17 protein-coding genes and 2 pseudogenes are annotated in these 21,836 nt (G+C 59.6%); 9 read left to right on the top strand and 10 right to left on the bottom strand.

The genetic code is table 11. From position 1 onward, the window contains the following. Window positions 1-96: 96 nt before the first annotated feature. The 7 genes and pseudogenes from AC07WT_RS29395 to AC07WT_RS29365 all read right to left on the bottom strand — a co-directional run bounded on the left by AC07WT_RS29395 (window position 97) and on the right by AC07WT_RS29365 (window position 6,220). Window positions 97-1,389 carry an EAL domain-containing protein gene (locus tag AC07WT_RS29395; protein WP_494949653.1) on the bottom strand — a complete coding sequence of 431 codons (1,293 nt, stop codon included), beginning with the start codon at window positions 1,387-1,389 and terminating at the stop codon, window positions 97-99. Window positions 1,390-2,500: 1,111 nt separating this feature from the next. Further along, window positions 2,501-3,406, bottom strand: coding sequence for an HTH-type transcriptional regulator ArgP (locus AC07WT_RS29390; protein WP_494949652.1), 906 nt, complete (start codon window positions 3,404-3,406; stop codon window positions 2,501-2,503). Window positions 3,407-3,681: 275 nt separating this feature from the next. Next, entirely contained in the window at window positions 3,682-3,918 is a 237-nt protein-coding gene (locus tag AC07WT_RS29385; protein WP_494949651.1) for an EAL domain-containing protein, read from the bottom strand. A 37-nt stretch (window positions 3,919-3,955) separates the two neighbouring features. Then, a pseudogene (locus tag AC07WT_RS29380) lies at window positions 3,956-4,306 on the bottom strand (EAL domain-containing protein); the annotation flags it as partial. A 530-nt stretch (window positions 4,307-4,836) separates the two neighbouring features. Further along, the gene (locus AC07WT_RS29375; protein ID WP_494949650.1) at window positions 4,837-5,070 is read right to left on the bottom strand and encodes a hypothetical protein; all 234 of its coding nucleotides are present in this window, start codon (window positions 5,068-5,070) and stop codon (window positions 4,837-4,839) included. 199 nt (window positions 5,071-5,269) lie between these two features. After that, a pseudogene (locus tag AC07WT_RS29370) lies at window positions 5,270-6,036 on the bottom strand (HAMP domain-containing protein); the annotation flags it as partial. Further along, on the bottom strand, window positions 5,993-6,220 hold the full coding sequence (locus AC07WT_RS29365; RefSeq protein WP_494949649.1) for a hypothetical protein: 228 nt from the start codon (window positions 6,218-6,220) through the stop codon (window positions 5,993-5,995). The gene AC07WT_RS29365 and the pseudogene AC07WT_RS29370, both read right to left, overlap by 44 nt. Before the next feature lie 690 nt (window positions 6,221-6,910). Here AC07WT_RS29365 and AC07WT_RS29360 point away from each other — a divergent pair. Then, the gene (locus AC07WT_RS29360; RefSeq protein WP_494949648.1) at window positions 6,911-7,078 is read left to right on the top strand and encodes a hypothetical protein; all 168 of its coding nucleotides are present in this window, start codon (window positions 6,911-6,913) and stop codon (window positions 7,076-7,078) included. Window positions 7,079-7,282: 204 nt separating this feature from the next. Here AC07WT_RS29360 and AC07WT_RS29355 read toward each other — a convergent pair whose 3' ends face one another. Genes AC07WT_RS29355 through AC07WT_RS29345 form a run of 3 tightly spaced genes read right to left on the bottom strand, consistent with a single transcriptional unit; the run spans window position 7,283 to window position 8,774 of the window. Then, complete coding sequence (locus AC07WT_RS29355) at window positions 7,283-7,651, bottom strand: response regulator transcription factor (protein ID WP_494951071.1); 369 nt, start codon at window positions 7,649-7,651, stop codon at window positions 7,283-7,285. A 21-nt stretch (window positions 7,652-7,672) separates the two neighbouring features. Then, the gene (locus AC07WT_RS29350; RefSeq protein ID WP_494949647.1) at window positions 7,673-7,993 is read right to left on the bottom strand and encodes a response regulator; all 321 of its coding nucleotides are present in this window, start codon (window positions 7,991-7,993) and stop codon (window positions 7,673-7,675) included. A gap of 1 nt (window position 7,994) precedes the next feature. After that, complete coding sequence (locus AC07WT_RS29345; RefSeq protein ID WP_494949646.1) at window positions 7,995-8,774, bottom strand: sensor histidine kinase; 780 nt, start codon at window positions 8,772-8,774, stop codon at window positions 7,995-7,997. Window positions 8,775-9,306: 532 nt separating this feature from the next. On the opposite strand from AC07WT_RS29345, the gene AC07WT_RS29340 reads away from it, so the two are divergent. The 8 genes from AC07WT_RS29340 (at window position 9,307) to AC07WT_RS29305 (ending at window position 21,803) form a co-directional block, all read left to right on the top strand. Next, window positions 9,307-10,644 (top strand): EAL domain-containing protein, encoded by a 1,338-nt coding sequence (locus AC07WT_RS29340; protein WP_494949645.1) that lies wholly within the window; start codon window positions 9,307-9,309, stop codon window positions 10,642-10,644. 6 nt (window positions 10,645-10,650) lie between these two features. Beyond that, complete coding sequence (locus AC07WT_RS29335; protein ID WP_494949644.1) at window positions 10,651-12,036, top strand: undecaprenyl-phosphate glucose phosphotransferase; 1,386 nt, start codon at window positions 10,651-10,653, stop codon at window positions 12,034-12,036. A gap of 76 nt (window positions 12,037-12,112) precedes the next feature. Further along, window positions 12,113-13,279 (top strand): polysaccharide biosynthesis/export family protein, encoded by a 1,167-nt coding sequence (locus tag AC07WT_RS29330; RefSeq protein WP_494949643.1) that lies wholly within the window; start codon window positions 12,113-12,115, stop codon window positions 13,277-13,279. 161 nt (window positions 13,280-13,440) lie between these two features. Next, window positions 13,441-14,985, top strand: coding sequence for a hypothetical protein (locus tag AC07WT_RS29325; protein WP_494949642.1), 1,545 nt, complete (start codon window positions 13,441-13,443; stop codon window positions 14,983-14,985). Between the two features lie 67 nt (window positions 14,986-15,052). Continuing rightward, window positions 15,053-17,329 (top strand): polysaccharide biosynthesis tyrosine autokinase, encoded by a 2,277-nt coding sequence (locus AC07WT_RS29320; RefSeq protein WP_494949641.1) that lies wholly within the window; start codon window positions 15,053-15,055, stop codon window positions 17,327-17,329. Beyond that, window positions 17,326-19,539 carry a glycosyltransferase gene (locus AC07WT_RS29315; RefSeq protein ID WP_494949640.1) on the top strand — a complete coding sequence of 738 codons (2,214 nt, stop codon included), beginning with the start codon at window positions 17,326-17,328 and terminating at the stop codon, window positions 19,537-19,539. The genes AC07WT_RS29320 and AC07WT_RS29315 overlap by 4 nt, the downstream gene beginning before the upstream one ends. A 46-nt stretch (window positions 19,540-19,585) precedes the next feature. Next, window positions 19,586-20,626, top strand: a complete 1,041-nt coding sequence (locus AC07WT_RS29310; protein WP_494949639.1) for an EpsG family protein — start codon at window positions 19,586-19,588, stop codon at window positions 20,624-20,626. Further along, on the top strand, window positions 20,595-21,803 hold the full coding sequence (locus AC07WT_RS29305) for a glycosyltransferase (RefSeq protein WP_494949638.1): 1,209 nt from the start codon (window positions 20,595-20,597) through the stop codon (window positions 21,801-21,803). Before AC07WT_RS29310 ends, AC07WT_RS29305 begins: the two co-directional genes overlap by 32 nt. Window positions 21,804-21,836: the final 33 nt, after the last annotated feature.

Below are 21,836 nucleotides of genomic sequence, written 5' to 3'. Positions count from 1 at the left end.
TGCGGTACGATTCACGCAGATCTGAACATGTTGCACGTCTCGCCCACGCTCGCCTCATACATGCTTTACCTCACGACGAGTCCCCCGATGCGCGGATCAATCGCTTGCATGATCCGGGGCGACCCGCGGAAATCCACTAGCGAAGACCGGTTCAAAGGCGTATCCCTGGACCCAGTGCGCGCCACAAGCCACGCAGAGCGCCAGGTCGTCTTCATTTTCGACATTTTCCACTACGACATGTGAAGCACAGGCGCCCGCCAGCCGGATCAATGCACCCAGCCGCAACCTTGCGTCCGCGCTCGAGTGCGCAACGTGCAGGTCTCCACGATCTACCTTTGCGATGTCGACGCCCAGTTCTACGAGACTTCTCACGGAACTGAGGCCGACACCAATATCATCGAGCGCAACGCGGCACCCAAGCTGCTGTAGTGCCCTGGCGAACTCCCTCACCCGATCGATATCGGTCAGTGGCGCGCTTCCCGTCAGTTCGATCACGAGTCTCGCGGCCACTGCCGGCTCCGAGGCAAGCGTTTCCATAATCGCACACCACCAACCATCGAGCTTCGCACTCTGGCTCGACACGTTGCAGCCAAGCGAGATCCCCGGGTACTCCCGGAGGGTATCGATAGTGGACAGTACGACCCATCTGTCAAGGCGCCCCACCAGACCGAGGCGCTCGAGCACAGGAACCCGCCTGCCGACGCTGACGGGCACGCCCTTTCGCGTCCTGCACAGCAGCGCTTCGTAATAAGTGACTGTGTCTGTGTCCATTGCATGGCAGACTTTCTCGTAGCGGAAGCACAGTTCACAGGCTTCCAGTGCGCCCAGAAGGTCGTCAGCGATCTGCATGTCGAGCGAGTAACGCGTGCGCCACGCTTGCGTGCCCATACGCGCCTCGCCGGGATCCGCCGTATCGACGTCGAACGGTTTGTCATTGGATGCGGGAATCGTCGCGCAGATGGCGGCGCGAATCGACCCCGTTGACGCGAGAACCGGCGCATCACCGAGTGCGGCTATGATCGCCTCGACGAAACCCGCGTCGCTACGAGCTGCAAAAGCGCTCTCCTGCTCTTCCGGCATACGACGGTCAATCAGAAACACAATGTGTTCTCCGCTGCGCGTCACGATGCCCGACTCTTTCATGCAGAAATCGCGTGCGCGCTCAAAGACGATGTGCCTGACGGCCAGTGCCGTTGGGGTGCCATAGGCGCTCTCAATCTGACTGAGATTACGGATGGATGCCACGATGCATAGCGTCTCTGTGCGTGTCGCGCTCCCCGACATCGAGCCTTCATTCGGTGCGTCACTTCTGCTGGCGCCGCGATCACCCCGCGCTGAAAGTGATGTCGATTCTGTCGGTGGTCGAACCAGATAAATGGGGCTGCTCATTGCGTCACCCCGTAGCCCACTTCTTCACGGAAATGGATCTCGCATAATGCGAGCAACGGATACCAGCGGCCATCCGACATCGTTTCTCTATCGACCAGCATAACGCAGGCTCGGTGCCTGAACGTTGGCAAAGACGGATCGCGCAACGTCATGGCACACCCGCGCCGAAGACGCTCAAGGTTCCGGTAGTCGAAGCTGCTGCCTGCTCCGGGGATACTAGGTTCGTCGACTCAGCGAGGCCGCGCAGCATGCCGTGAAATGCGGATCGAGTCCGCCGCAAGTCAGGAGCGGAAAAGAAAGTGAAACAAGTCAAAACAGGACGCCCTCAATATCAGTTAGCCATCGCACTCTCATAGCGCGGCAGCGATGATGTGCCCGCGCAATGCGGGGCGCACAGCTACGCAAACTCCTTTGCGGTTCAGTCCTCGCGCTCCGTTATAAATTCCGCGAACCGCATAACAGGCCTTTCCGGCTCGGGCGGATAGATGCACCATGTGCCGTCCCTGTGACGATAGAAGAACATTGCCCTGGATTCCACTCCGTTGTCCGCCACGACGCAAACATAGCGTCCAAGAGCGGACCGTCCCACATGACTGACCCTGAACCCTCTTGTCGGGTCTGGAGCGAGCCAGTTGTTAACCATGGTTCTCAACGACCTTCCCGCGCTTGCCATCACTTTCTCCGTCCCGTCTCCACGTGCGTTTACCGGTGAACGTGGTTTCCTACTGGTTCTGCCAACGGACAATTAATGCCGACCTTCGACGGATGTCCTGCATACCTGGAACACCCGACCGAAGGGAGGCTGGCGAAAAAATGCCAGCCGGAAAACGGACGGCATGTGCGTTGGCAATGCGGTGCATTCGATATCTGCCGGGCGATCCCGACGACCGATTGCCGATCACAACGACGTCTGCTGCGCCCGCGCTACAGAAACTGTTGGCAGGACCGACGCCGCTCTCCCGCATGGCGGCGCAGATCAACGAATCCAGACCCAAAGTTGGAGGTTCGGATAAGATGCCAACACCCGCCCTCTGTGCCTCGATGCGCAGCTGGACAAGGCCGGCCAGAAGTGGCACCGGGGCGCGACGCAGCAGCATGCGACAATCATTCATCAACCGGCCTTCTCACCCTTTATGGCCGGCTGGACCAGGCTCCGCCGCGCCGCATCGATCACCACTGCCCTCATCTTCGCGAGCGATTCGGGCTCATCCTCCCAGTGATGCCAGTACAGATCGATCATCACGCCATGATCGGGAGCAAGCGCAACCAGCTGGCCGCCAGTAACAAGCGGCTCGGCCTGCAGCGCGGGTACGAGGCCGTACCCGAGGCCGTCAACAATCGCATTGAGCAACGCCGACGGCGAAGGCAGATAGTGCCTGACGTACCTGCCGACCGTCGTGCCGAAGTACGACTTCAGAAATGCGTCGTGCAACCTGTCCTTGCGGTTAAACAGGATGGCCGGTGCCTTCAGTGCGCCGGGCAGGACCAGGCCGTCCGCGAAATATTCGCGGGCGAATCCGGGGGAAGCGACACACTCATAGCGCATCTGTCCGACCGGCTCGGCTGCGAAACGCTCACCAACCGGCTCTGCCTGCGTCGATAGAAAGCCCTTGACGTCTCCGCGCGCCAGCGCATCGAGCGTATGATCCTGGTCGTCCACGAGAATCTCAAGCTCCACATGATGCCGCACCAGTTCGCGGATAACCGGCTCGAACCAGGTTGCAAGCGAATCGGCATTGATCGAAAGCGCCAGCGCAGTCGTCCCGGCTCTGCCGGGGTGGATTTCCCGTAGCAGGTCGTCCTCGCGAAGCCGGATCGACATGAAATGACGGTAGACTTTTTCCCCGGCCTGCGTCGGCATCACCGTCGGTTCACGGATCAGCAGTAGTGCCCCTGTTGACTGTTCAAGTCGCTTGACCCGGCGTGTCGCTGCGGCAGAAGAGATGCTCAGCGCAGCGGCCGCCTGTAAAAAACTGCCGTATTCGACCACTGCGGCAAACGTCTCCAGTTCGGTCATGTTCAACGTCGTGCCCTCTTCCTGAACCACGCTCAGGTGTCGATAAACAATCTGCTTCGCATGCGGCGGCGCCGGACTCGCCGCCGCTCGAGGCCTGGACGTCGACGGCTTCCTTCGCCAGGTGCCGGGGCGGCCATCGAATTCCTGCAGACACGCGCTCCCCTGAAAGTCGACGCCGATTCCAGAGGTTGATACGCGCGTGTAACAGGCCGCGCATGCATTGCATCTTCGACATCGTTGTCGCCCTTGTCCCGCTGGAGCTTCCACCTCGAGCATCAGCTCAGGTGCGGCTCAGACGCGGATTTCACCAGACCGGCTGCGAAGACGGGATCGAAAAGATATCCCTGAACCCGATGCGTACCGCAGGCCAGGGATAGCTGCAGGTCTTTCTCGTCCTCGACCCATTCGACCACGACACGCCGGGCGCATGCACGTGCGAGATGGATCAAGGCCCCGAGGCGCATTTTTGTGGAGTCGTTCGAGCGGACCTGATTCAGATATCCGCCATCCACTTTTGCAATATCGACGCCCGATGTCGGTTAGCGGCACGCTTTCCGTTATTTCGATGACGATTCGCGCAGCGACCTGCGGCTCCGTGGCAAGCACTTCGATAAGCGTCACCCACCAGCCGCCGAGCTCCGCACTCTGGATGGACACGTTACAGCCCAGCGAGATGCCCGGGTGCGCGCGGAGCGTCTCCATCACCGACGTGACGACCCATCCATCGAGACGACCCACCAGGTCGAGCCGTTCAAGCGCGGGAATCCGCTTGCCGATACTGACCGGGACACCATTTGAGGTCCTGCATAACAGCGCCTCGTAGTAGGTGACGATTCCCTTGCCGGTCGCGCTGCGAACTTTCTCATAGCGAAAACACAACTCGTCACGTTCGAGCGCACCAAGCAGTTCATCAGCAACTTGCATGTCCAACGCATACCGTGTCCGCCATTTCCTGGTGCCCGTCCGCGTCTCCGCGGATGCTTCTTTTTCGAGGTCCAACGGTGCGCCATCACAGGTGGGAATCGATGCGCCAATGGCCGCGCGAATTGGCCCCATCGAAGTGAGCACCGGCGTGTCGCCCAGCGCCGCAACGAGTGCTTCGAGGATGCGGTGGTCGCTGCAAGCCCAGTGAACCTCCGCCACATCTTCAGGAACGGCGCGATCAATCAGAAAAACGATATGGTCCCCGCTGCGCGTCACAATGCCCGACGCGCGCGTGCAGAAATCGCGTGCGCGCTCGCACACGATATGCCTGACTGTCAGCGCGGTTGCGGTGCCGTAGGCGCTTTCTATCTGCGGAAGGTTACGGATCGACGACACAATGCATAGTGACCTCGTACACGTAGTCCACCCGGACATCGAACGTTCATTTGCTGCTTCGGCCTCGTCCATGCCCCAATCTGAGTCGGCGTGCGACTGGCATGTCATCGTCAGATTCCCATCATCAGGGTCTGGCCAGATGCTGGCGGGAACACTCGCCAGGCACCATCGTGATGGCGGAAAAAAGCAATGTTGAGGGGCTTGGCCATGCGTAGTACTTCGAGTGACACATAGCGAACACCATCGGCGGTGCGGCCGAATTCCGTGACCCGCGAAGGTCTTTCCTGAGTTGGCCCAAGCCACTTGTCGACCAACGAGCGCAACGATGTTCTTTCGGTTTCCATGTCCGGCACCTGCACCGCGCACATACGCGAAGTTCATGACATGAATGTTAGCGGTCCTCCGATGAGGATCGCAGCGAAATTGGGCGGCGCCGGTCTGCTTATCAGCGTTGATCAGCACGCTCGCGCACATTTCGAGCAATGCATTCAAATCTAGCGCGCGGAAGCCCTGCAGGCAGGATGGCACGATGTATGGACTGTTTGTGACTTGGTCCATTTTCGTCACGGACAGACTGACCTGCTCAATCCCGCCGCGTTGTTCATCCGAGTCTGCCGAAATCTCGCCAACGACCTGCGTCACGCGCTGCACCGAATCGACGATGTCCGCTATGATCGCTCCTGCACCATGGACTAGAGCCGAACCGCTTTGAACACGCCCGGAGCAGCTTTTGATAAGCTCCTTGATCTCCCTAGCCGCGGCCGCGCTACGTTGTACAAGCGAGCGAACTGCGGCGGCGGCGACACAAAAACCGCGTCCGTCTTCGCCGGCCCGCGCCGCCTCAACCGTAGCGTTCAGCGCAAGGCGGCATTGCGGCGCACCCCTCCGACTACATGTGCCAAACTTGCCTGCATATACTTGAGCGCCGTGAGCAGCTCGGCGATTTCGTCCTTTCCGTGAGTCTCGAATTCGAGTGAAAGATCACCGTTTGCAACAGCCCGTGCACAGCCCAATGCACCAACGAGTGGAATGGAAACGGTTCGACCGAAGATGTAGCCACCTATCAGAGTGAGCATGAGCACGGCGAACATGAAGGAGAAGCTTGCAACGGATGCGCGCCCTGCGTCGCTGTCAGCCTATGCTGAAACTCGCGCACTGTCGGCAGCGATTTTTGACGCCGCCTGTTCGAGCAACGCGGCCGGCTCCCGGTCGACGCCTGCGACGGCGCTATCCCCCGCTGAAGCTTCGAAACGTGCCGCCTTGAAATCAGCGAATTCGCGCCGGTAGCCTACGCCCATCGCCGCATGGGCCGGCAAATGCAAGGGGAATTTCGAGGCTGCGCTTCATGGAGAGAAAAAAACGCAGCGAGCGTGACGGATCGCAGGGTATCGGCAGCCCCAACGCGAACTCAAGGGCAGAAGGCTTAAAAAAATGAAAATCACTAAAAAAAGCAGCACCGTATTTTGCGATACGGCGCTGCATTAAAAACGACATTGCGCACTGCTTCAGGAACCCCCAGCAGCAATTCGGGAACCCCCAGCAGCAAAACAGCCGCACCGAAGTCCCCTTCGGCGCCGCATCCCAGGAGGACAACAACATCGGTTCCATGCGTGGAGTGGAACACCGACAAGTCTACGCGATTCCCTGCTCTGGTTATCGTTGAAAATATAGCGACCGATGCAGGATTACGGCGACAGCGCATCGCTATAAGCGCGAATTATGATCGCGTCGAAACTTGACGCTACCTGGTAACGTTTTTTTGGCGCGCAACAAGACTATGCAGAAAGCCGTCGAAATAGCGTAGACAGAAGCGGAAATTGTTCGCTCATCGGTAGATATTCGCAGCACGCCGCAGCCGATAACAGAGAAAATTCCCTCCTTGGATTGAACACGGAATGCGGCCTGTCGCACAGACGGCAGCGTGCTGGCCAACGCGATGGCCAGCGATTCCAAATTGGACGACGACCAACGTATCGTTGACCGCGCAGCAGAACACGGAGGCATACAATGCCCCACCAACCGGATGACGCCTGCCTTCCGCTAAACGCGAACGGCCGCGCATACACTTGCTCTCAGTACCGTCATGGCATACCCCTGCCTTACGTAGGCCAAAAGCTTCGGTGCGCCATCGAGGATCTGCATCGACACGCACAGAGCTGTCAGAGCAAACGCAATGAACTCGGCATGACCATGCACTACCTGCTCGCTGGGTATTTGGGCTTGCATAACATGCTGGCCAAGGCCAATGATCCTACCCTGGTTGATCGACTTCTTGATGGTAGCCGAGAGACGCTGCAAAAGTGGCTAAACGTGGTGGAGCGAGAAGGCGACGTTTACGGGGTCGCTGCATAGGCCTAGCTGATAGGTCGCAACAAAAAAGCATCTATTCAAACGGTCCTATCGCCACCTTTGCCGATTCCGCGCAGCAGGTCGGTGGCCTGACGTTGACCTCTCGCGCGACGGGACGTGAAGCGCTGGTCGGAACAGGCCGACCATTGCGACGATCGCCGCGTCCACAGTTCTATGCGCGTGCGCCAAAATGCACATTGATGGCTGTCAAATTGAAACGAGGCCCGTGCGCGCCGCATAGAGTGTGAGTCCGGCGATATCGCGAATGCCCAGGCGCTGCATGACCTGTGCCTTGTAAGTCTCCACTGTTTTGACGCTGATCTGAAGATCGAATGCGATCTCTTTGGTCGACATGCCATGTGCAATCGACTTCAAGACCTGGCTCTGCCTCGGAGTAAGGACAGTCCGCGGTACGCCTGCTGTCGTGTGAAAGGCAGATTTGTCCTGGCATAAAGCGAGGTTTTTCGGCTTGCACGCGCCTGCTGAGAGCAATTCCGCTACGACCGGACCGCAAATTCCGGGGCTCAGATAGACGTCGCCGTCTCGAACCGCGAGTAGCGCAAGCTCGAGCTCCACAGTAGTGGCATCTTTCACGAGCTAACCGGATGCACCGGCACAAAGAGCGCTCAATACGTGGTCGATCGTGGCGTGCATGGATAAGACGAGTACCTTCGTACGACATGCGCTACCTCTGATCCGTTCGAGAAGGCCGATTCCGGTTTCGACGGGCATCGATATATCTGTGACCACGATATCAGGCCGAAGGTGCTCGATAAGGTCGTAAGCAGATGCCACGTCGCTCGATTCAGCAATCACGGAAAAACCGTCGATATCATCGACGAGCGCATGAACCCCTGCTCGAACCAACTGGTGGTCGTCGACAAGCAGGACCGACGTCTGGTTGGACTCGGTCGACATCTCAAACGGCGAGCGGCAGTTGTGCGGTCACTCGTGTGCCAGTTCCCGTGCCTGACGTGATGTCGAACATACCACCGAGGAGCGTTACTCGCTCGCGCATGCCGGCGATTCCCACGCCGTCCATGTCACCGATTGAGTCGACATCGAACCCCCTCCCATCGTCGTCGATGCGCACGACGAGCGTATCCTGGGCGCTCTTGAGTTGTACAACCGCATGTTGCGCGGCGGCATGACGTGTCACGTTTGTAAGGCTCTCCTGAACGATTCGATAAGCTGCCAACTGGACGGGATGAGAAGCCGGCACTATATATCCATCGGTGCAAAGCGTGATCAGGAGGCTCCCTTCCCGCAATGTGTCGATCTGCCAGCGCAGCGCACCGACCAGCCCAAGTTTATCGAGCTGCGGTGGGCGCAACATGAGTGAAAGGTTCCTGACTACATGCAGCGCGCGCTCCGTGGCATCGATGAGCATTTCACACTTCTGCTTTCCCGCTGGGTCGCTGAACCTTTTGCGAAGCCATTCCGCGTGCATTCTCGCCGCGGACAATAACTGTCCGATCTCGTCGTGGAGGTCACGAGCGAGCCTCCGCTTTTCAGACTCCTGCACGCGAACCAGCCTCCCGACCGTTTCCCGCAGGAATGCATTTATCTCATCCGTTGAGCAAAATAATTCGGACGCCAGGACCGGGTCCTCCGACCTTATCCCCGCGTAAATGTCTTGACCCGGTTGCACATCGCATCTTTCGCGAAGCAACGAGTCCAACCCCGTTCCTGCAGACATGATTGATTGTGTCCTTTGTCCGAGGATGGTTCTTGCGACCACCTTTCCTCGGCCCCGCAAAGAATCGACTTCCCCATCCTGATCCATAGGATTCAAGCGGGGGAGCGATACAGAAAAAGCGCGCTCACTGCGGTCATCCGACATCCCGCAGCGCGAGTGTAAGTGAATGTAACGACACGAACAACCGATGTTCAGGCCGAAATGCCTGGAGTCCAATCAGTCGTTTCCTGTCGGGACACGCCCTACCAGATATGGCTCGTTGTTCGACAGCACGATGGAAGCACTTCGTGTCTGGATAGATCTGCATTGCTTCCAGTGACGTAAACGTTTTCTGGATCGCTGAGGAGCGCACCTGTGCGGCCCGCTCTCATCCATGCCCCCACAGGGACATCCTGATTACAGATCCTTCGCGCAGACCCTATCGTTGCGGCTGTCTGTTCGCAAGCCCACGTTCGGCGACTGGCCGACCGAGCCCTCTCAGCCACAAATGGCTGATTCATTAGAGAAAGATCGATTCACATACGGACACTGTATGGAACCCTTCGACTGCGCCGCTCGTGACATGCTGACGTCCCTGCTAACCCGCCTGCATGCGGGCGGGCACCCGTCTGCTGAGCTTGACTCGCTCGATGTTCGCGTTAAGGCGGAAACTCCTGGCGTTATTCGAACCTCCAGCCCGTCGCAAGCGCTAATGAGCGCAGTGCCGGATGCGTCCACTTCATCGTCCACAAGGGAACTGTGCATCGTCGCGACAATCGTGAATCTGCATGAGATCGGGCACGCGTACGGCGAGACGGTCGCGCACAGCGTGCGCCACATCGTGTACGAGCAGGCACGCGAATTCGCGCAATCGAAGAACGCCATCGTTGCGATGTCTGACGCCCATATCCTTTTTTTCTTCGAGGCATCGACGGTTGCTGCACGCGCGGAACAAACACTGGATACGCTCGACCTCGCACCGATCCTGCCTGCGCTTGTAAGTGCACTCGGAAGCCGGCTGGTGCAGGTCGACGATGCCATCGTGGCGCCCAGTGTGCGCGCGACGATTTTGCGCTCGGAGCGTGAGAGATTCCTTGATGTCGTGGAGAGCGCTAACGCAACCGCCTTCGGACCCGGCTGGCGCGCGCAGTACAAGCGCGACATGGCCGTTGCCTGCGCGCTTTTCGTCGCGCTGGATGAAGGAAGGCTCGATTTTGACCTGGAGCCCATTTGCGTCGCAGGCGATGCGCAAAACGTCCAATACCACGAAGCTTTGCTTTGCGAGAAGACGAATGGTCAACGGCTGCGCGTCGGCAGTCATGTCGCCGCCGTTGAACGTCTCGGGCTGGTCAGAAAACTGGATGACTGGGTTGTCAATTCAACAATCACCGCATTGCGGCGTGATCCCGCGCTTCGCCTAGGCTGCAACGTTTCCGCGCAAAGCGCCACGCCAGACGAAAGCTGGTCGTCCATTCTTTCGCAGCTGCGCGAGGATCAAAACCTCGCCTCAAGGCTGACGATAGAAATCACCGAAAGCGCTTCCTTTTCCTCGATAACGGAGACCCGGCACTTTATCAAAGCGCTTCAGGCACTTGGGTGTCGCGTTGGGCTCGACGATGTGGGCGACAGCGGTATCAGCCTGAATGCATTGATCGCGCTCGATGTCGACTTTGTCAAGATTGATCTTCGGCACTTGCACCTGGCGGAAGGTTCCTCCCGACAAAGCCCGCGCCTGGCTCAACTTATCGAGTTCGCCAAAACCTTTGCGCCGGGCGTCGTCGTCGAAGGTATCGAAACCCAAGAAAGTGCGCGACGTGCCCTTGCGAGCGGAGCGACATGTCTGCAGGGTCATCTCTACTCCCGGCCTCATGCGCCTGGTAGCCGGGAGTAAGCGTAAATGATGCATTCGGTGGTCCAGTTTCTGAATACCGCTTTCGTCGGTCTCGCAGCACATGTTGCCTTCCCATTGCCTTCCGTTCCGTGTGAAACGGTGTTTCTCATGGCCGCGGGCGGCGCAGTCCTCACGGGGCTCATTCCCTCACCTTGTGGGAATGCAAGCGCTCGTGAGTCGGGCGGTCGGGGAGCGTTTCGGTTGCTCGCTATTGCCGTGGCGTGGGGAGCGCTCATCCAGCTGCTTGCATGGAACGTCCTGCGGCTCGCGCAGCCTGGCTCAGGACTGCGGGAAACCTCGATCTCGATCGGTATCTGGGCAGCCCTCGCGACTCTGTTAGTTGTTGTGGCTCGCACATGTGTGAGCTCGACATTGCGTGCGCTCGGGATGGATTGCCCTGAAGACCGTGCCATCGCCATTGTTGGCCATGGCGCGTATTTCGACCGACTCAGCTCTATTTCCGCCTCGAACGACGACCAAACCGGTATCCGCATCGTTGAGACGATCCCGTTGCCAAGGGGCAACGATAAGACGGGTCAAGGAACGGTTCGGGCCGACACACCTGAACTGGAGCGACTCGCGCGATTAACCGGGTCTGGCGACGTGAGCGAGGTCTGGATTGTACTGCCGCTGTCAGAGGAGCCCATGCTGGTGCACTGCTGCGAGGTTCTGAAGGACACTTATGTCACCGTGCGCTTCCTTCCTGACATCGGAGAGATGGGGGCCGATGAGACGTACCACCCGAGGGACCTCGCCGCGTTGCCGTCGATTGAACTGGGTACGCAGCCACCGTTACAGAGAGCGTCCATTGAGAAAGAAATATTTGACCGAGCCTTCGCGACCGCCGCTCTGGTCGCTTTGTTTCCGCTCCTCGTCGCGATAGCAGCCTCAGTAAAACTGAGCTCATCAGGACCGGTCTTTTTTAAACAAAGGCGCAAGGGACTGAACGGCCGCCCGTTCACGATCTACAAGTTCAGAACGATGCGTGTCCATGCGCAAACGGAAGGGGTATTGCGCCAGGCAACCCGGAATGACGCGCGTATTACCCGCGTTGGACGATTCCTTCGCCGTACGAGTCTCGACGAGCTTCCCCAATTCATCAACGTCTTTCGCGGCGAGATGTCGGTGGTTGGCCCGCGTCCTCACGCGCTTGAACACGATGCGCTATATGGACCGCTCATCGGAGGCTATTCAAGTCGCTATCGCATCAAGCCCGGTATCACCGGATGGGCTCAGATCAACGGGTTCCGGGGCGAAACGGACAAGCTCGAAAAGATGGCGGCTCGAATTGCCTACGATTTGCACTACCTGAAGCACCGCTCATTCTGGCTCGACATCAAAATCGTACTCGAGACAATCCGGCGAGGATTCATTCATCGCCATGCCTACTAATCCTCACTGCCCATCCGGCGTCTCACGTAGGACCCGTCACTTCATGCTTGCAGATAAGAAAAAGGTCACCCAGTCAATGTTTGCCGCTCGACCCGGCGGCCAGACGCACACCGTCCTGCGCTGGGCCCGTCCGATTACAGTTACTGCGATCGCATTGCTTCTGTCGGCGTGTGCACTGTCGCCGGGCATGAAGATGAGCACACCTCCTGCCTTGCCAGTCTCAGGACAGGACGGACGCGACACGCATCCGCAGGAAACGGTCACGATACCGACGACGGAAGTCACGATGTCGCTCATTGAAAAAATGAGGAAGGATTCGGCCCGCGAGGACGACACGCGCATCCGCACACTCTTTCATCCGCGCCACGCATACACGGTCGGAGCGGGTGATGTCCTTCAGATTACTGTGTGGGATCACCCAGAGCTGGCGGCAGCGCTTGGCAGTCAACCGGCCGCTGACGCTCGGGCCTCGGATCCACCCCCGGGCTTCGTCGTTGACGACAACGGTTATCTCCGGTTTCCATACGCGGGCAGATTGTGCGTCGCCGGTCTGACGGTCGACGAGATCCAGCGCCAGCTCGCCGACGCCCTTGGCAAATCATTGCACCATCCTCAGGTGACAGTGCGCATCGCCGCATTTCGCTCAGAGCAGATTTATGTCGATGGAGAGGTGCATACGCCGGGCGTGCAGATGCTCAACGATGTGCCAACGACGATATACGGCGCGATCAGTCATGCGGGCGGCTTCAACACAACGGCAGACGAGAGCCGCGTGACGCTCGTTCGGGGCGGGAAATCGTATGGCATCGACTTCACGGGCATGCTCGAGCACGGCCTCGATCCGTCAAAAATCCGTTTGCAGGCAGGCGATGTAGTTCGTGTGGCCGCGCGAGAAGATCACGGCGTTTTCGTCATGGGTGAAGTCGGCAAACCTTTGACTGCGTTGCCCCTGCGTAGCGGGAAGCTCACGCTTAGCGACGCGCTGTCGCAGGCTGGCAGCATCAATCCGAACACCGCGGATGCCGCGCAGCTATTTGTCATTCGCGGAACCGGCAAGGATGTCGAGGTGTTTCATCTCAACGCCGCATCGCCGGTTTCAATGATCCTCGCCAACGGCTTTGAATTGCGGCCGAAGGACATCGTCTACGTCGACAACAGCAGCCTCGTGCGTTTCAGTCGCGTGCTCGATCTGCTCACGCCCGCGATCAATGCCGGTCTCACTGCAGGGCTGGTGGCCAAGTGAGCGCCCGCGAGCCAGCTTCCTCGCCAGGAAGGAGCAATGCGGGCCGCCCGGTCATGAACAGACGCGCGATGCTTTCGTTATCCACCGTATCCCTGCTTACGGCGAGCGTTGCACGGGCAGAGGCGTCTGGCTCCTCGTCAGACGGCATGTCTTCGAGGGGATTGCTGTGGCTGGACGCATTTGAGTCTGGCGCGCGCGGCACCAGCGACGACACGGGGACCTTCGAGCGCGCCATCGATCACGTCCGAAGTATCGCATTCCGGTCCGGGGATACGTCGCAACTGCCCTGCCTGCTCATTCCAGCAGGCCGCTACGTGCTTACCAAAACCATTGAGACGGCGCCGTGGATCAAGCTGCGTTCAGTGGGCAGTATCCTGCTGGACTGCACGCGACTTCCGGCAGGCAATGACGGCATCCTCTGCCACAACGAAACAGGGTTGGCCGTAACGGACCTGCGCTTTCCAGGCGACCGCTCGCCGTTTCTCGACGGTTCGGGGGGCACTATCTCCGTCCTCGGGCCTGGCACATCGCGATCCGACGGATGCGGCATAGCACTTGGGAATCGGCAGCGGGGCTTCACAGGCGTAGTCCGCGAAGCCGGTGGCCGTAACGTGGTTGTGACAGGCTGGAGAACCGGCCTTCGTATCAACCCGATCGACACCTACCTCACCTCGTGGGCCTCTTCCCGCTTCGAACAGAACAGGGAGCACAGTGTCCATGTCCCGTCTGTTGGCACATCCAGCTTCAATAGCGGCGAGCGGATGACATTCTTTGATTGCACGTTCGCGGGCTCTGCCGCCGCCGTGCGCATCGATTCGGACAGTATGGACTTCATGTTCGACAGTTGCTCTTTCGATTTCAATGGCGACGTTTTGCGATATGGCCGTACCGCTAACCACGGGACCGTGGCGTTCAATCATTGCCATATCGAAGGCATCGACGGGCTGGTCGTCAACGCCATTGGTGCCGGCGCCGATCTGCGCACGGTGATCCGCGATTCGATCGTCCTGCCGCGCCCGTGGAAACGCATCGGCCTTGCCAATTCACCGCGCGGCCTGATTGCGGGAGCGGCCAGATTCTGCGCATCCGGTGTGGAATGGCGTTTTGAAGAGCCGGGTCAGAACCCGCTCCATGCGCTGATTGCCGACGACGTGCCCGTCGAATCGCTGTCGGCCTCAAGCTTCCAACGTATCGTCGCGCTCGAATGGCGCCGCTCGATCCTGAATGCGGACAGCGGATTCGGATACGACCCGGCAGGCACCAGCGCGGGCTCGCTCTCTCACTGGTTGGTGTCGCCAGATGTGGACGGAGTCATCGTTGAGCCGGCCGAACGTGATGAAGCGAGCCTCGCCCCTGGGAGTCAACGAAGCCCGGTTTTATTGGTGAAAGCGCCCAATGGAGTTCCCTCGTCTTTCTCCATATCAACTAAAGCGCCGTTCGTCGTGCGGCCAGGAGAGACGATTGCGGTTGCCTGTGCCGCCTCCGCCAGCACGGGTCTGTGCCGGATCGTATTGAACCTCGAATTTCGTAGCGCTTCGGGCGCTTTGCTGGCAGCGAACGATACACGCAACGTATCCGGCCGGGGAATACCGCCCACCCAGTCACGGGTGCCGGCTGGAGCTGCCCAGGCAACCTTGAAGGCGATGTTCTCGGGATGGTCTGGTCGACTTGTCGTCGACGAGCTGGCGGCATGGCGCGTGGCCTAAGGGCCACGAAAAGTAATCAAACTTCAGCTGTCGACCGAGTGAATGCTTCCCATTGTGAAAGGTCAAGATGAGTACCAATACAACTACCCCTTCGATAGAACCGCACGACATTGCCGCAAATACGCAGGAATTCGGCTTTCTGGCCATGCTTGATGCGCTCGTGCTGCACCGGCGGATGATCGCGTGGATCTTCGGAGCAGTTGCGGTTCTCGGCCTCGCGGCGGTCTTTCTCGCGAACCCCGAATACGAAGCCAGCGTTCTGACGCAGGTCGATGAGAGTCGGGCTGCGGCCATCAGTTCATCGCCGCTGGGAGAGGACCTGCTTTCGATGTTCGACGTGAAATCGTCGGTGAACACGGAGACGCAGGTACTGCAGTCCCGGCTTGTGCTGGGAGCAGCAGTGGACGACCTGCGGCTATTTATCGAGGCCGAGCCCTCGCGCGTTCCGCTCATTGGAGATGCCATCGCGCGGTCGAGCAAAGGCCTGTCGCGGCCGGGGCTCTTCGGCATGGGTGGTTTCACATGGGGCGAAGAGTCTATCGCGGTAAGCCGGTTCGATGTGCCCGACGCACTCGAAGGTGAGCGGTATCGCCTGACATTGGCCGGTGCGGGCCGCTACACCCTGACCGGCCCGGATCTTCCGGATGGCGCGACCGGCATCATAGGACGCAGCGAGACCTTCTCGTCGACCGAAGGGCCCATCACACTGAAGGTCGATGCCATCCATGCCATTGACGGCGCGAGCTTTTCGCTGACCCGCCAATCGCGGCTCGAAACAATCAACGCACTGCAATGGCGCCTGTCAATTCGCGAGCTCGGCAAGGAGTCTAACGTCGTGCAGGTGCGTCTGCGCGGCACCGATCCGGGACGCATTACAGCGACATTGAACCAGATCGCACGCCACTACGTCGATCACAATGACGCGCTGAAATCAGACCAGGCCGCGCGCTCACTAGCGTTCTTACAATCGCAGATTCCCGAATTCAGGCAGAAGGTTGACGCAGCAGACGCACGATACGCAGCGGTAAGGAGCAGGTTAGGCTCTGTCGATGTCGAGGGCGAAGCGAAAACGCTGCTTCAGCAGTCAGCGGAAAACGAGACCCAGATGGCCGGGCTCATGCAAAGGCGTGCCGACGCATTGACCCGGTTCGAGCAAGGGCATCCCTCGGTCGTCGGACTGGATGAGCAGATCGCTGTCTTGCGGGCGCAATCCTCGACACTCAATGCGCGCATCGATCAGCTTCCCGAGACCGAACGGGACATTGTCAAGGCACAACGTGACGCTAAAGTCAGCAACGACATGTACGTTGGTCTGCTCAACAACATCGAGGAATTGCAGATGTTGCGCGCCGGGAAAATCGGCAATGTACGCGTGCTTGATAGGGCCGACCGGCCGGACCAGTCGATGCGACTATGGCGCCCGGTCCTGTCTGGCGTCGTTGTCCTCATCGCTGCATTTGGCGCGCTCGCTGCCGCGTTCATCCGGGACCGGCTATTTGGCGGGGTGACCGTCTCGCGTGACGTCGAGCATGAAACGGGACTTGTGGTCTACGCCAGCGTACCGAACGGGCGCCGCCGCTCCCGCTGGCTGCCGCGCCGCCGCAGGGATCCGGCTGCCGGGCGCCCGCTGGCGCTGGCGGATCCGGCAGACCCTTCCATCGAGGGTGCGCGTTGCCTGCGGGCCGCACTGAAAGACTCGCTGAATAAACGTGACGGCAACGTCGTCCTGTTCACGGGTGCGTCGCAGTCAGTGGGAAAGTCGTTCATCTCTTCAAATTTCGCGGCGCTGCTCGCCAGCTCTGGTCAGCGTGTGCTTCTCATCGATGCCGATCTGCGTCAGTCGTCATTGAGCCCCAACCATGCTGTTGAGCCTGCGTTGGGCCTCTCAGACATAGTCGCTGGCAACATTGCGCTCGACGATGCAATCCGGCGGGTCAGTGGAACGAGCCTCGACTTTCTGCCATGCGGCACGATTCCGTTCAACGCGGCCGATCATTTCAATAATGCATCGTTGCGCGAATTCTTTCGCCTGGTCGCCGAGCGTTACGACCTCGTAGTCGTCGATACGTCTGCGTTGCTCGTCGTTCCCGATGCCGCGATTCTCGCCCCGTATGTCAATGGCGCTGTAATCCTGGTCGCCCGTGCCGGGACGACGAAGGCGTCTGAACTGCAAGAATGCGTACGCCGGCTCAGACAGGTCGGCGTCACGGTAAAGGGCGTGGTGCTCAACGGTGTCGATCCGGTAGCCGGGTACTTCCGATACGGCGCTCGATATGGTGCGTACCGCTATGCACGTGGGGACCGGCAACGCGCTGGCCTTGCACTCGAGGGAGAGGCTCGATGAATCTCGCGCGCCGTGATGCGTGGGCAATGTGGTTACTCTCTGCGAGCGCCATCGGTTCGGCAGCAGTCGCGTTCGGCGTGCAGACGGCGCTGGCGCGCGCGCTCGACGCGGAAAGCTTCGGCCGCTTTGCCGCGGCGCTCGCAGCGATCAACATTATCGCGCCGGCGGTCGGCTTTGGCCTGCCCTCTCTCTGGTTGCAAGCATTCGGAACTGAAGGTTGGGGCGGTCTCAGATGGATGGAGCCATCGATCCGGTTGGTCCGACGCAGCGCGCTTATAAGTCTGGCGGCCGCTGCCGTGTGGGCGCTCACAGGTCCTCGCGACGAAGCCACCGGTCGCCTCATCATCTGGATGTTGCCAGTCGTGCTCACACAAGGGGCAATTGAACTGGCGACGGCCAAACTCCAGCTGGAGGAGAAGTTTGGCTTCGTCGCGGCGTGGCAGGGCATTCAGCACCTGTTGCGCCTCGTATTTGTACTGGTTTGCTGGCGGATCAAAGTCGCAAACGACGTTTTCGCGATGGGTTTTGGCTGCATCGGTGCTTTTGTCTCGCTTGGCGCCTGGCGCTCGGTCGCGGCGCTACGTACCGGAAGGATCGCGCTCGTCGGCCATGGAGCGAGGCCCGCAGCAAGTGACGAACATGACCCCGGATATGAATCTGTCGGACAGCCCCGCGTCGCCGAGGTATGGAAGCGTGCTGCTCCGTTCGGTATCGCAACCCTGCTCTTCTTTGCGTACGGCCAAAGCGGGTTAATCATCGTCGCGCATTTTACGAACCCCGGGGATGCGGGTGCGTATGGCGTTGCGATGACGTTGCTACAAGCCTTATATCTGCTGCCCAGCGTGCTATTTCAAAAGCTTCTGATGCCGCGTTTTCACCGCTGGGCCGCAACCGGCGACGCGCGCCTTGCCATGGCGTACAGGACGGGCAACCGATGGATGCTCGTCTCGGGTATCGGTGTCGCGATTGTCGCTTCGCTGGTCGCGCCCATTGCCATTCCGCTCGTTTTTGGCTCGCAGTACACGGCAGCAGTGCGCACTGTTGTTCTCATGACCGCGTGCGTTCCCCTCCGGTTCCTTGCCGTAAGCGCCTCTTCAGTAATGACCGCCGGCCGCTTCGTCCAGGTTCGAAACGGATGTGCAGCGACCGCTCTGGCCGTCAGCGTCATTGCGGGGTGCCTCCTCGTTCCTTCCCAGGGTCTCACCGGTGCCGCAATCGCGGCGATCGCCGGCGAGGCCACATGGGCTGTATTGTCAGTCGCCTGCGCGCGCCGGTTCCTGTTCGGCTCGCGAGCGTCCGCTCGCTTCCGTAACGGTGGCAGTCGAACCGCCATAGCTAGCAGCGCCGCGCAAACGGAGCACCTTACTCACGCCGGGCTTATCGAAGGTAACGGAACAACCGGCAGTGCGCCCGTCAGCGCAATCATCCCTTGCTTCAATTGCAGCGCGTCGATCTCGAGGGCCGTCGAGTCTGTCTTCAATCAGACGTTGCGCCCCATGGAGCTCATCCTGGTCGACGACAGCAGCACTGATGACACATTGCAACAGATGCTGCAGCTGTCGCTGCGCTACCCGGCTGGCTGGGTTCGGGTAATCGCGCAATCGCGCAATAGCGGTCCTGGGGCTGCCCGCAATACAGCCTGGGCGCAGGCGACGCAGCCGTATCTGGCATTTCTCGATGCCGATGACAGCTGGCACCCGCGGAAAATCGAAATCCAGTACGGGTGGATGCATGCCCATGCCGACGCTGTTATTACGGGGCACCCCGTCGCGCAATGGAAAGCCTGCGACGATCGGGCCGCCAACGCATTCGATGAGGCATCGCGCCAGCCGAAGCGGGTCCCCCGCTGGCGCGTGCTGTTCTCGAATCGGTTCACGCCTTCGAGCGTCGTCGTACGCGCCGAGGCCAAGGCGCGTTTCGACGAGAGAAAGCACTATGCCGAAGACTACTTCATGCTGCTCGATCTGGTCCTCGTTCATCGCGGGCATGCCTATCTGTTTCCGATGTCACTGTCATACATCTACAAGGCCCAGTTCGGAGCCAGAACGGGCCTGAGCGCGCAACTCTGGAAAATCCAGTGCGGAGAGCAGGATAACTATCGCCATTTCAGGAAACGCGGGGCCATCAGCTGCGCCGAATGGATGTGCTTCTCCGCCTTGAGCGCACTCAAATACGTACGTCGATGCCTTGTGTCCGGAAGGTTCGCATGAACACGTCACTCCATAAGGGCTATCGAACTCGCAAGACCGGATCATCATGACCTCCTACCTCGCCCCACTCTTCGTCTTTTACCTCGGGATCGCGCTTTGCATTGCGTATCGCGGCACCAACCTGCCAGTTCTGTCGGCAAGTGCAATTCCAATGATATTACTGGTGGCGCTACGTGGCGATAGCGGCACAGATACCGCGTCGTACTACGACGCGTTCCGGGGCCTCGGCTCGGGCGGCGGATACGGCGGTGAGCCATTGTTCAACGCCTACGCACGCTTGCTGTGGCATATCGATCCTGATCCGCGCTTCGTCGTCAATGCCATCTCGCTGACGATTGCATGTCTGCTGGTCTGGGCAATCGGGCGCAGTCGTTACGGCATATGGTTCGGCGGCCTTGTGCTCGTCCCGGCGATGTTTTACGAGCTGACTATGAACGTCATGCGATTTGGCCTCGCGTCGACGATATTTCTGGTGGCGACACGCGTGTCGCCGCAGGAAAAACCCCTGCGCTATCTCGCTTTTGCGTTAGTCGGCACATGCATCCATTTTTCATCAGTGGCGCTGTTCCTGCTCTATCCGGCGGTGACCCGGCGCCCTCATGCCGTCGTCATCGTGTGCAGCACCATGGCCGTCATAGTGGGCGGTCTCCTGATACCTGGCTACCTGGAGAGTAAATCGAGCCTATACGGCGACATGTCCGCGCCGAACGCGTCGTCCGGATTGCTTTTTCTGGCGATCCAGGCACTGATGCTCTGCATCATGGTGCGTTTTCGACGTGATTTCGATATCGGCCCGGTCGGCTGGGTTATGTGTGCAGCTTTGGGGCTCGCCCTCTATGGACTCACACAGTTCACCTATGCCGGAATTCGCTTCCAGCTGATTCTGCTCGATCTGATGATCGTCATGCTCTGGCGGCAGTACGCGCCAGCGACCGGGCGGATGAGCACGCAGCTCGCTGTTTGGTTGTTCGTTGTTGGCGTCATCGCGCTGGCCGGCAGAGCGCACAACATGCTGGACGAAGAGGGGCGCGGGCAGTCCCCATTCCTGCCTTATCGTGCCGCGCCATGGCTTGAGCAGCTTTCGTGAGGTGACCATGCAGCAAAAGATCATGCACGTGACGGAGGCACTTGGAGGCGGTGTGCTCCATTGCATCGCCCTTCTCGCTAACCGGCAGGTCCAGGCAGGGGACGACGTCGTCGTCGTGCACTCTGTCCGGCCCGATACGCCGCCGCCCGAGCGGCTTGAATCGCTGTTCGATCGCCGGGTACGTCGATGCATAGTGGAGATGAAAACACCCATTGGCCGACATGACATCAATTCCACATTTCGCCTCGCGTTGACGTTTGTGCGTGAACGTCCAGACATACTCCACCTGCATTCATCAAAAGCGGGCGCATTGGGCAGGATTGCCGCGTGCTTCGTTGGCATGCGTAGCCGAACCGTCACGTCTCCGCATGGATTTGCGTTTCTGAAGCAGGACATCGGATCCCATAAGGCGAAACTGTACCTCTGGGCGGAAAGCATCCTGCATGCATTGGGTGGTCAGCTCGTCGCCTGTTCAAAGAGCGAGTTTCAATACGCACGCATGCTCTTCTCGAAGAAGACGCGGACCAGCTTTATCGAGAATGCCGTCGATCTAACGGCGTTCGGGCAACGCCCGAGTTCTGACGAGGACAGGCAGCTTGTCGTTTGTACGGCTGCGCGCGTGACTTATCAGAAAGCGCCGTGGCGATTCACCGCACTCGCGACGGCGCTTGCGGGCGAGAGCAATGTCAGGTTCGTCTGGCTTGGCGACGGGGAGAAAGAAGCGTGCAGCAAGTGGATTGACCCCGGCCGCATTGACGTCTCCGGGTGGATTGAGGCTACGGAGTTACGGGAACGGCTGCGGGCAAGCGACATTTTCGTATTGCCGTCCTTATGGGAAGGCATGCCAATCGCGCTCATAGAAGCTCAGGCCGCAGGGTTGCCCGCCGTGGCCACACGTATTGTCGGCAATCGTGACGTCATCTTGCATGGCGTCACGGGCTTTCTCGCGAACAACGACGATGAACTCGCTCAATACACGCGGCGCCTGATTCACGATGCTCCACTGCGCCGGCGCATGGGCGCGCTAGCGCGTGAATATGCGTTCGCACGGTTCGGCGGCGAACGGCTATTTCGCTCACATGTCGCCATGTACCGTCGAGTAATCAACGCTAACAACCCGCTTCGGCCGGCCACAGCTCCAGTCGCCCTGCACCGTTTGTCTCCTAACAACCCATAACCAGAATAATTTATGTCTCTACATTCGCGCCGT

The sequence above is a fragment of the Paraburkholderia sp. GW821-FHT02A12 genome, from assembly GCF_059422005.1.
The sequence above is the reverse complement of the archived record's forward strand: the minus strand, read 5'-3'. Positions and strand labels throughout refer to the sequence as shown.

Excerpts from the sequence above, each read along its gene's own strand:
- AC07WT_RS29395 (WP_494949653.1), bottom strand. The coding sequence starts at position 1,389 with ATGAGCAGCCCCATTTATCTGGTTCGACCACCGACAGAATCGACATCA.
- AC07WT_RS29390 (WP_494949652.1), bottom strand. The coding sequence starts at position 3,406 with ATGACCGAACTGGAGACGTTTGCCGCAGTGGTCGAATACGGCAGTTTT.
- AC07WT_RS29375 (WP_494949650.1), bottom strand. The coding sequence starts at position 5,070 with ATGGAAACCGAAAGAACATCGTTGCGCTCGTTGGTCGACAAGTGGCTT.
- AC07WT_RS29365 (WP_494949649.1), bottom strand. The coding sequence starts at position 6,220 with ATGTCGTTTTTAATGCAGCGCCGTATCGCAAAATACGGTGCTGCTTTT.
- AC07WT_RS29360 (WP_494949648.1), top strand. The coding sequence starts at position 6,911 with ATGACCATGCACTACCTGCTCGCTGGGTATTTGGGCTTGCATAACATG.
- AC07WT_RS29350 (WP_494949647.1), bottom strand. The coding sequence starts at position 7,993 with ATGTCGACCGAGTCCAACCAGACGTCGGTCCTGCTTGTCGACGACCAC.
- AC07WT_RS29345 (WP_494949646.1), bottom strand. The coding sequence starts at position 8,774 with ATGTCTGCAGGAACGGGGTTGGACTCGTTGCTTCGCGAAAGATGCGAT.
- AC07WT_RS29340 (WP_494949645.1), top strand. The coding sequence starts at position 9,307 with ATGGAACCCTTCGACTGCGCCGCTCGTGACATGCTGACGTCCCTGCTA.
- AC07WT_RS29335 (WP_494949644.1), top strand. The coding sequence starts at position 10,651 with ATGATGCATTCGGTGGTCCAGTTTCTGAATACCGCTTTCGTCGGTCTC.
- AC07WT_RS29330 (WP_494949643.1), top strand. The coding sequence starts at position 12,113 with ATGTTTGCCGCTCGACCCGGCGGCCAGACGCACACCGTCCTGCGCTGG.
- AC07WT_RS29320 (WP_494949641.1), top strand. The coding sequence starts at position 15,053 with ATGAGTACCAATACAACTACCCCTTCGATAGAACCGCACGACATTGCC.
- AC07WT_RS29315 (WP_494949640.1), top strand. The coding sequence starts at position 17,326 with ATGAATCTCGCGCGCCGTGATGCGTGGGCAATGTGGTTACTCTCTGCG.
- AC07WT_RS29310 (WP_494949639.1), top strand. The coding sequence starts at position 19,586 with ATGACCTCCTACCTCGCCCCACTCTTCGTCTTTTACCTCGGGATCGCG.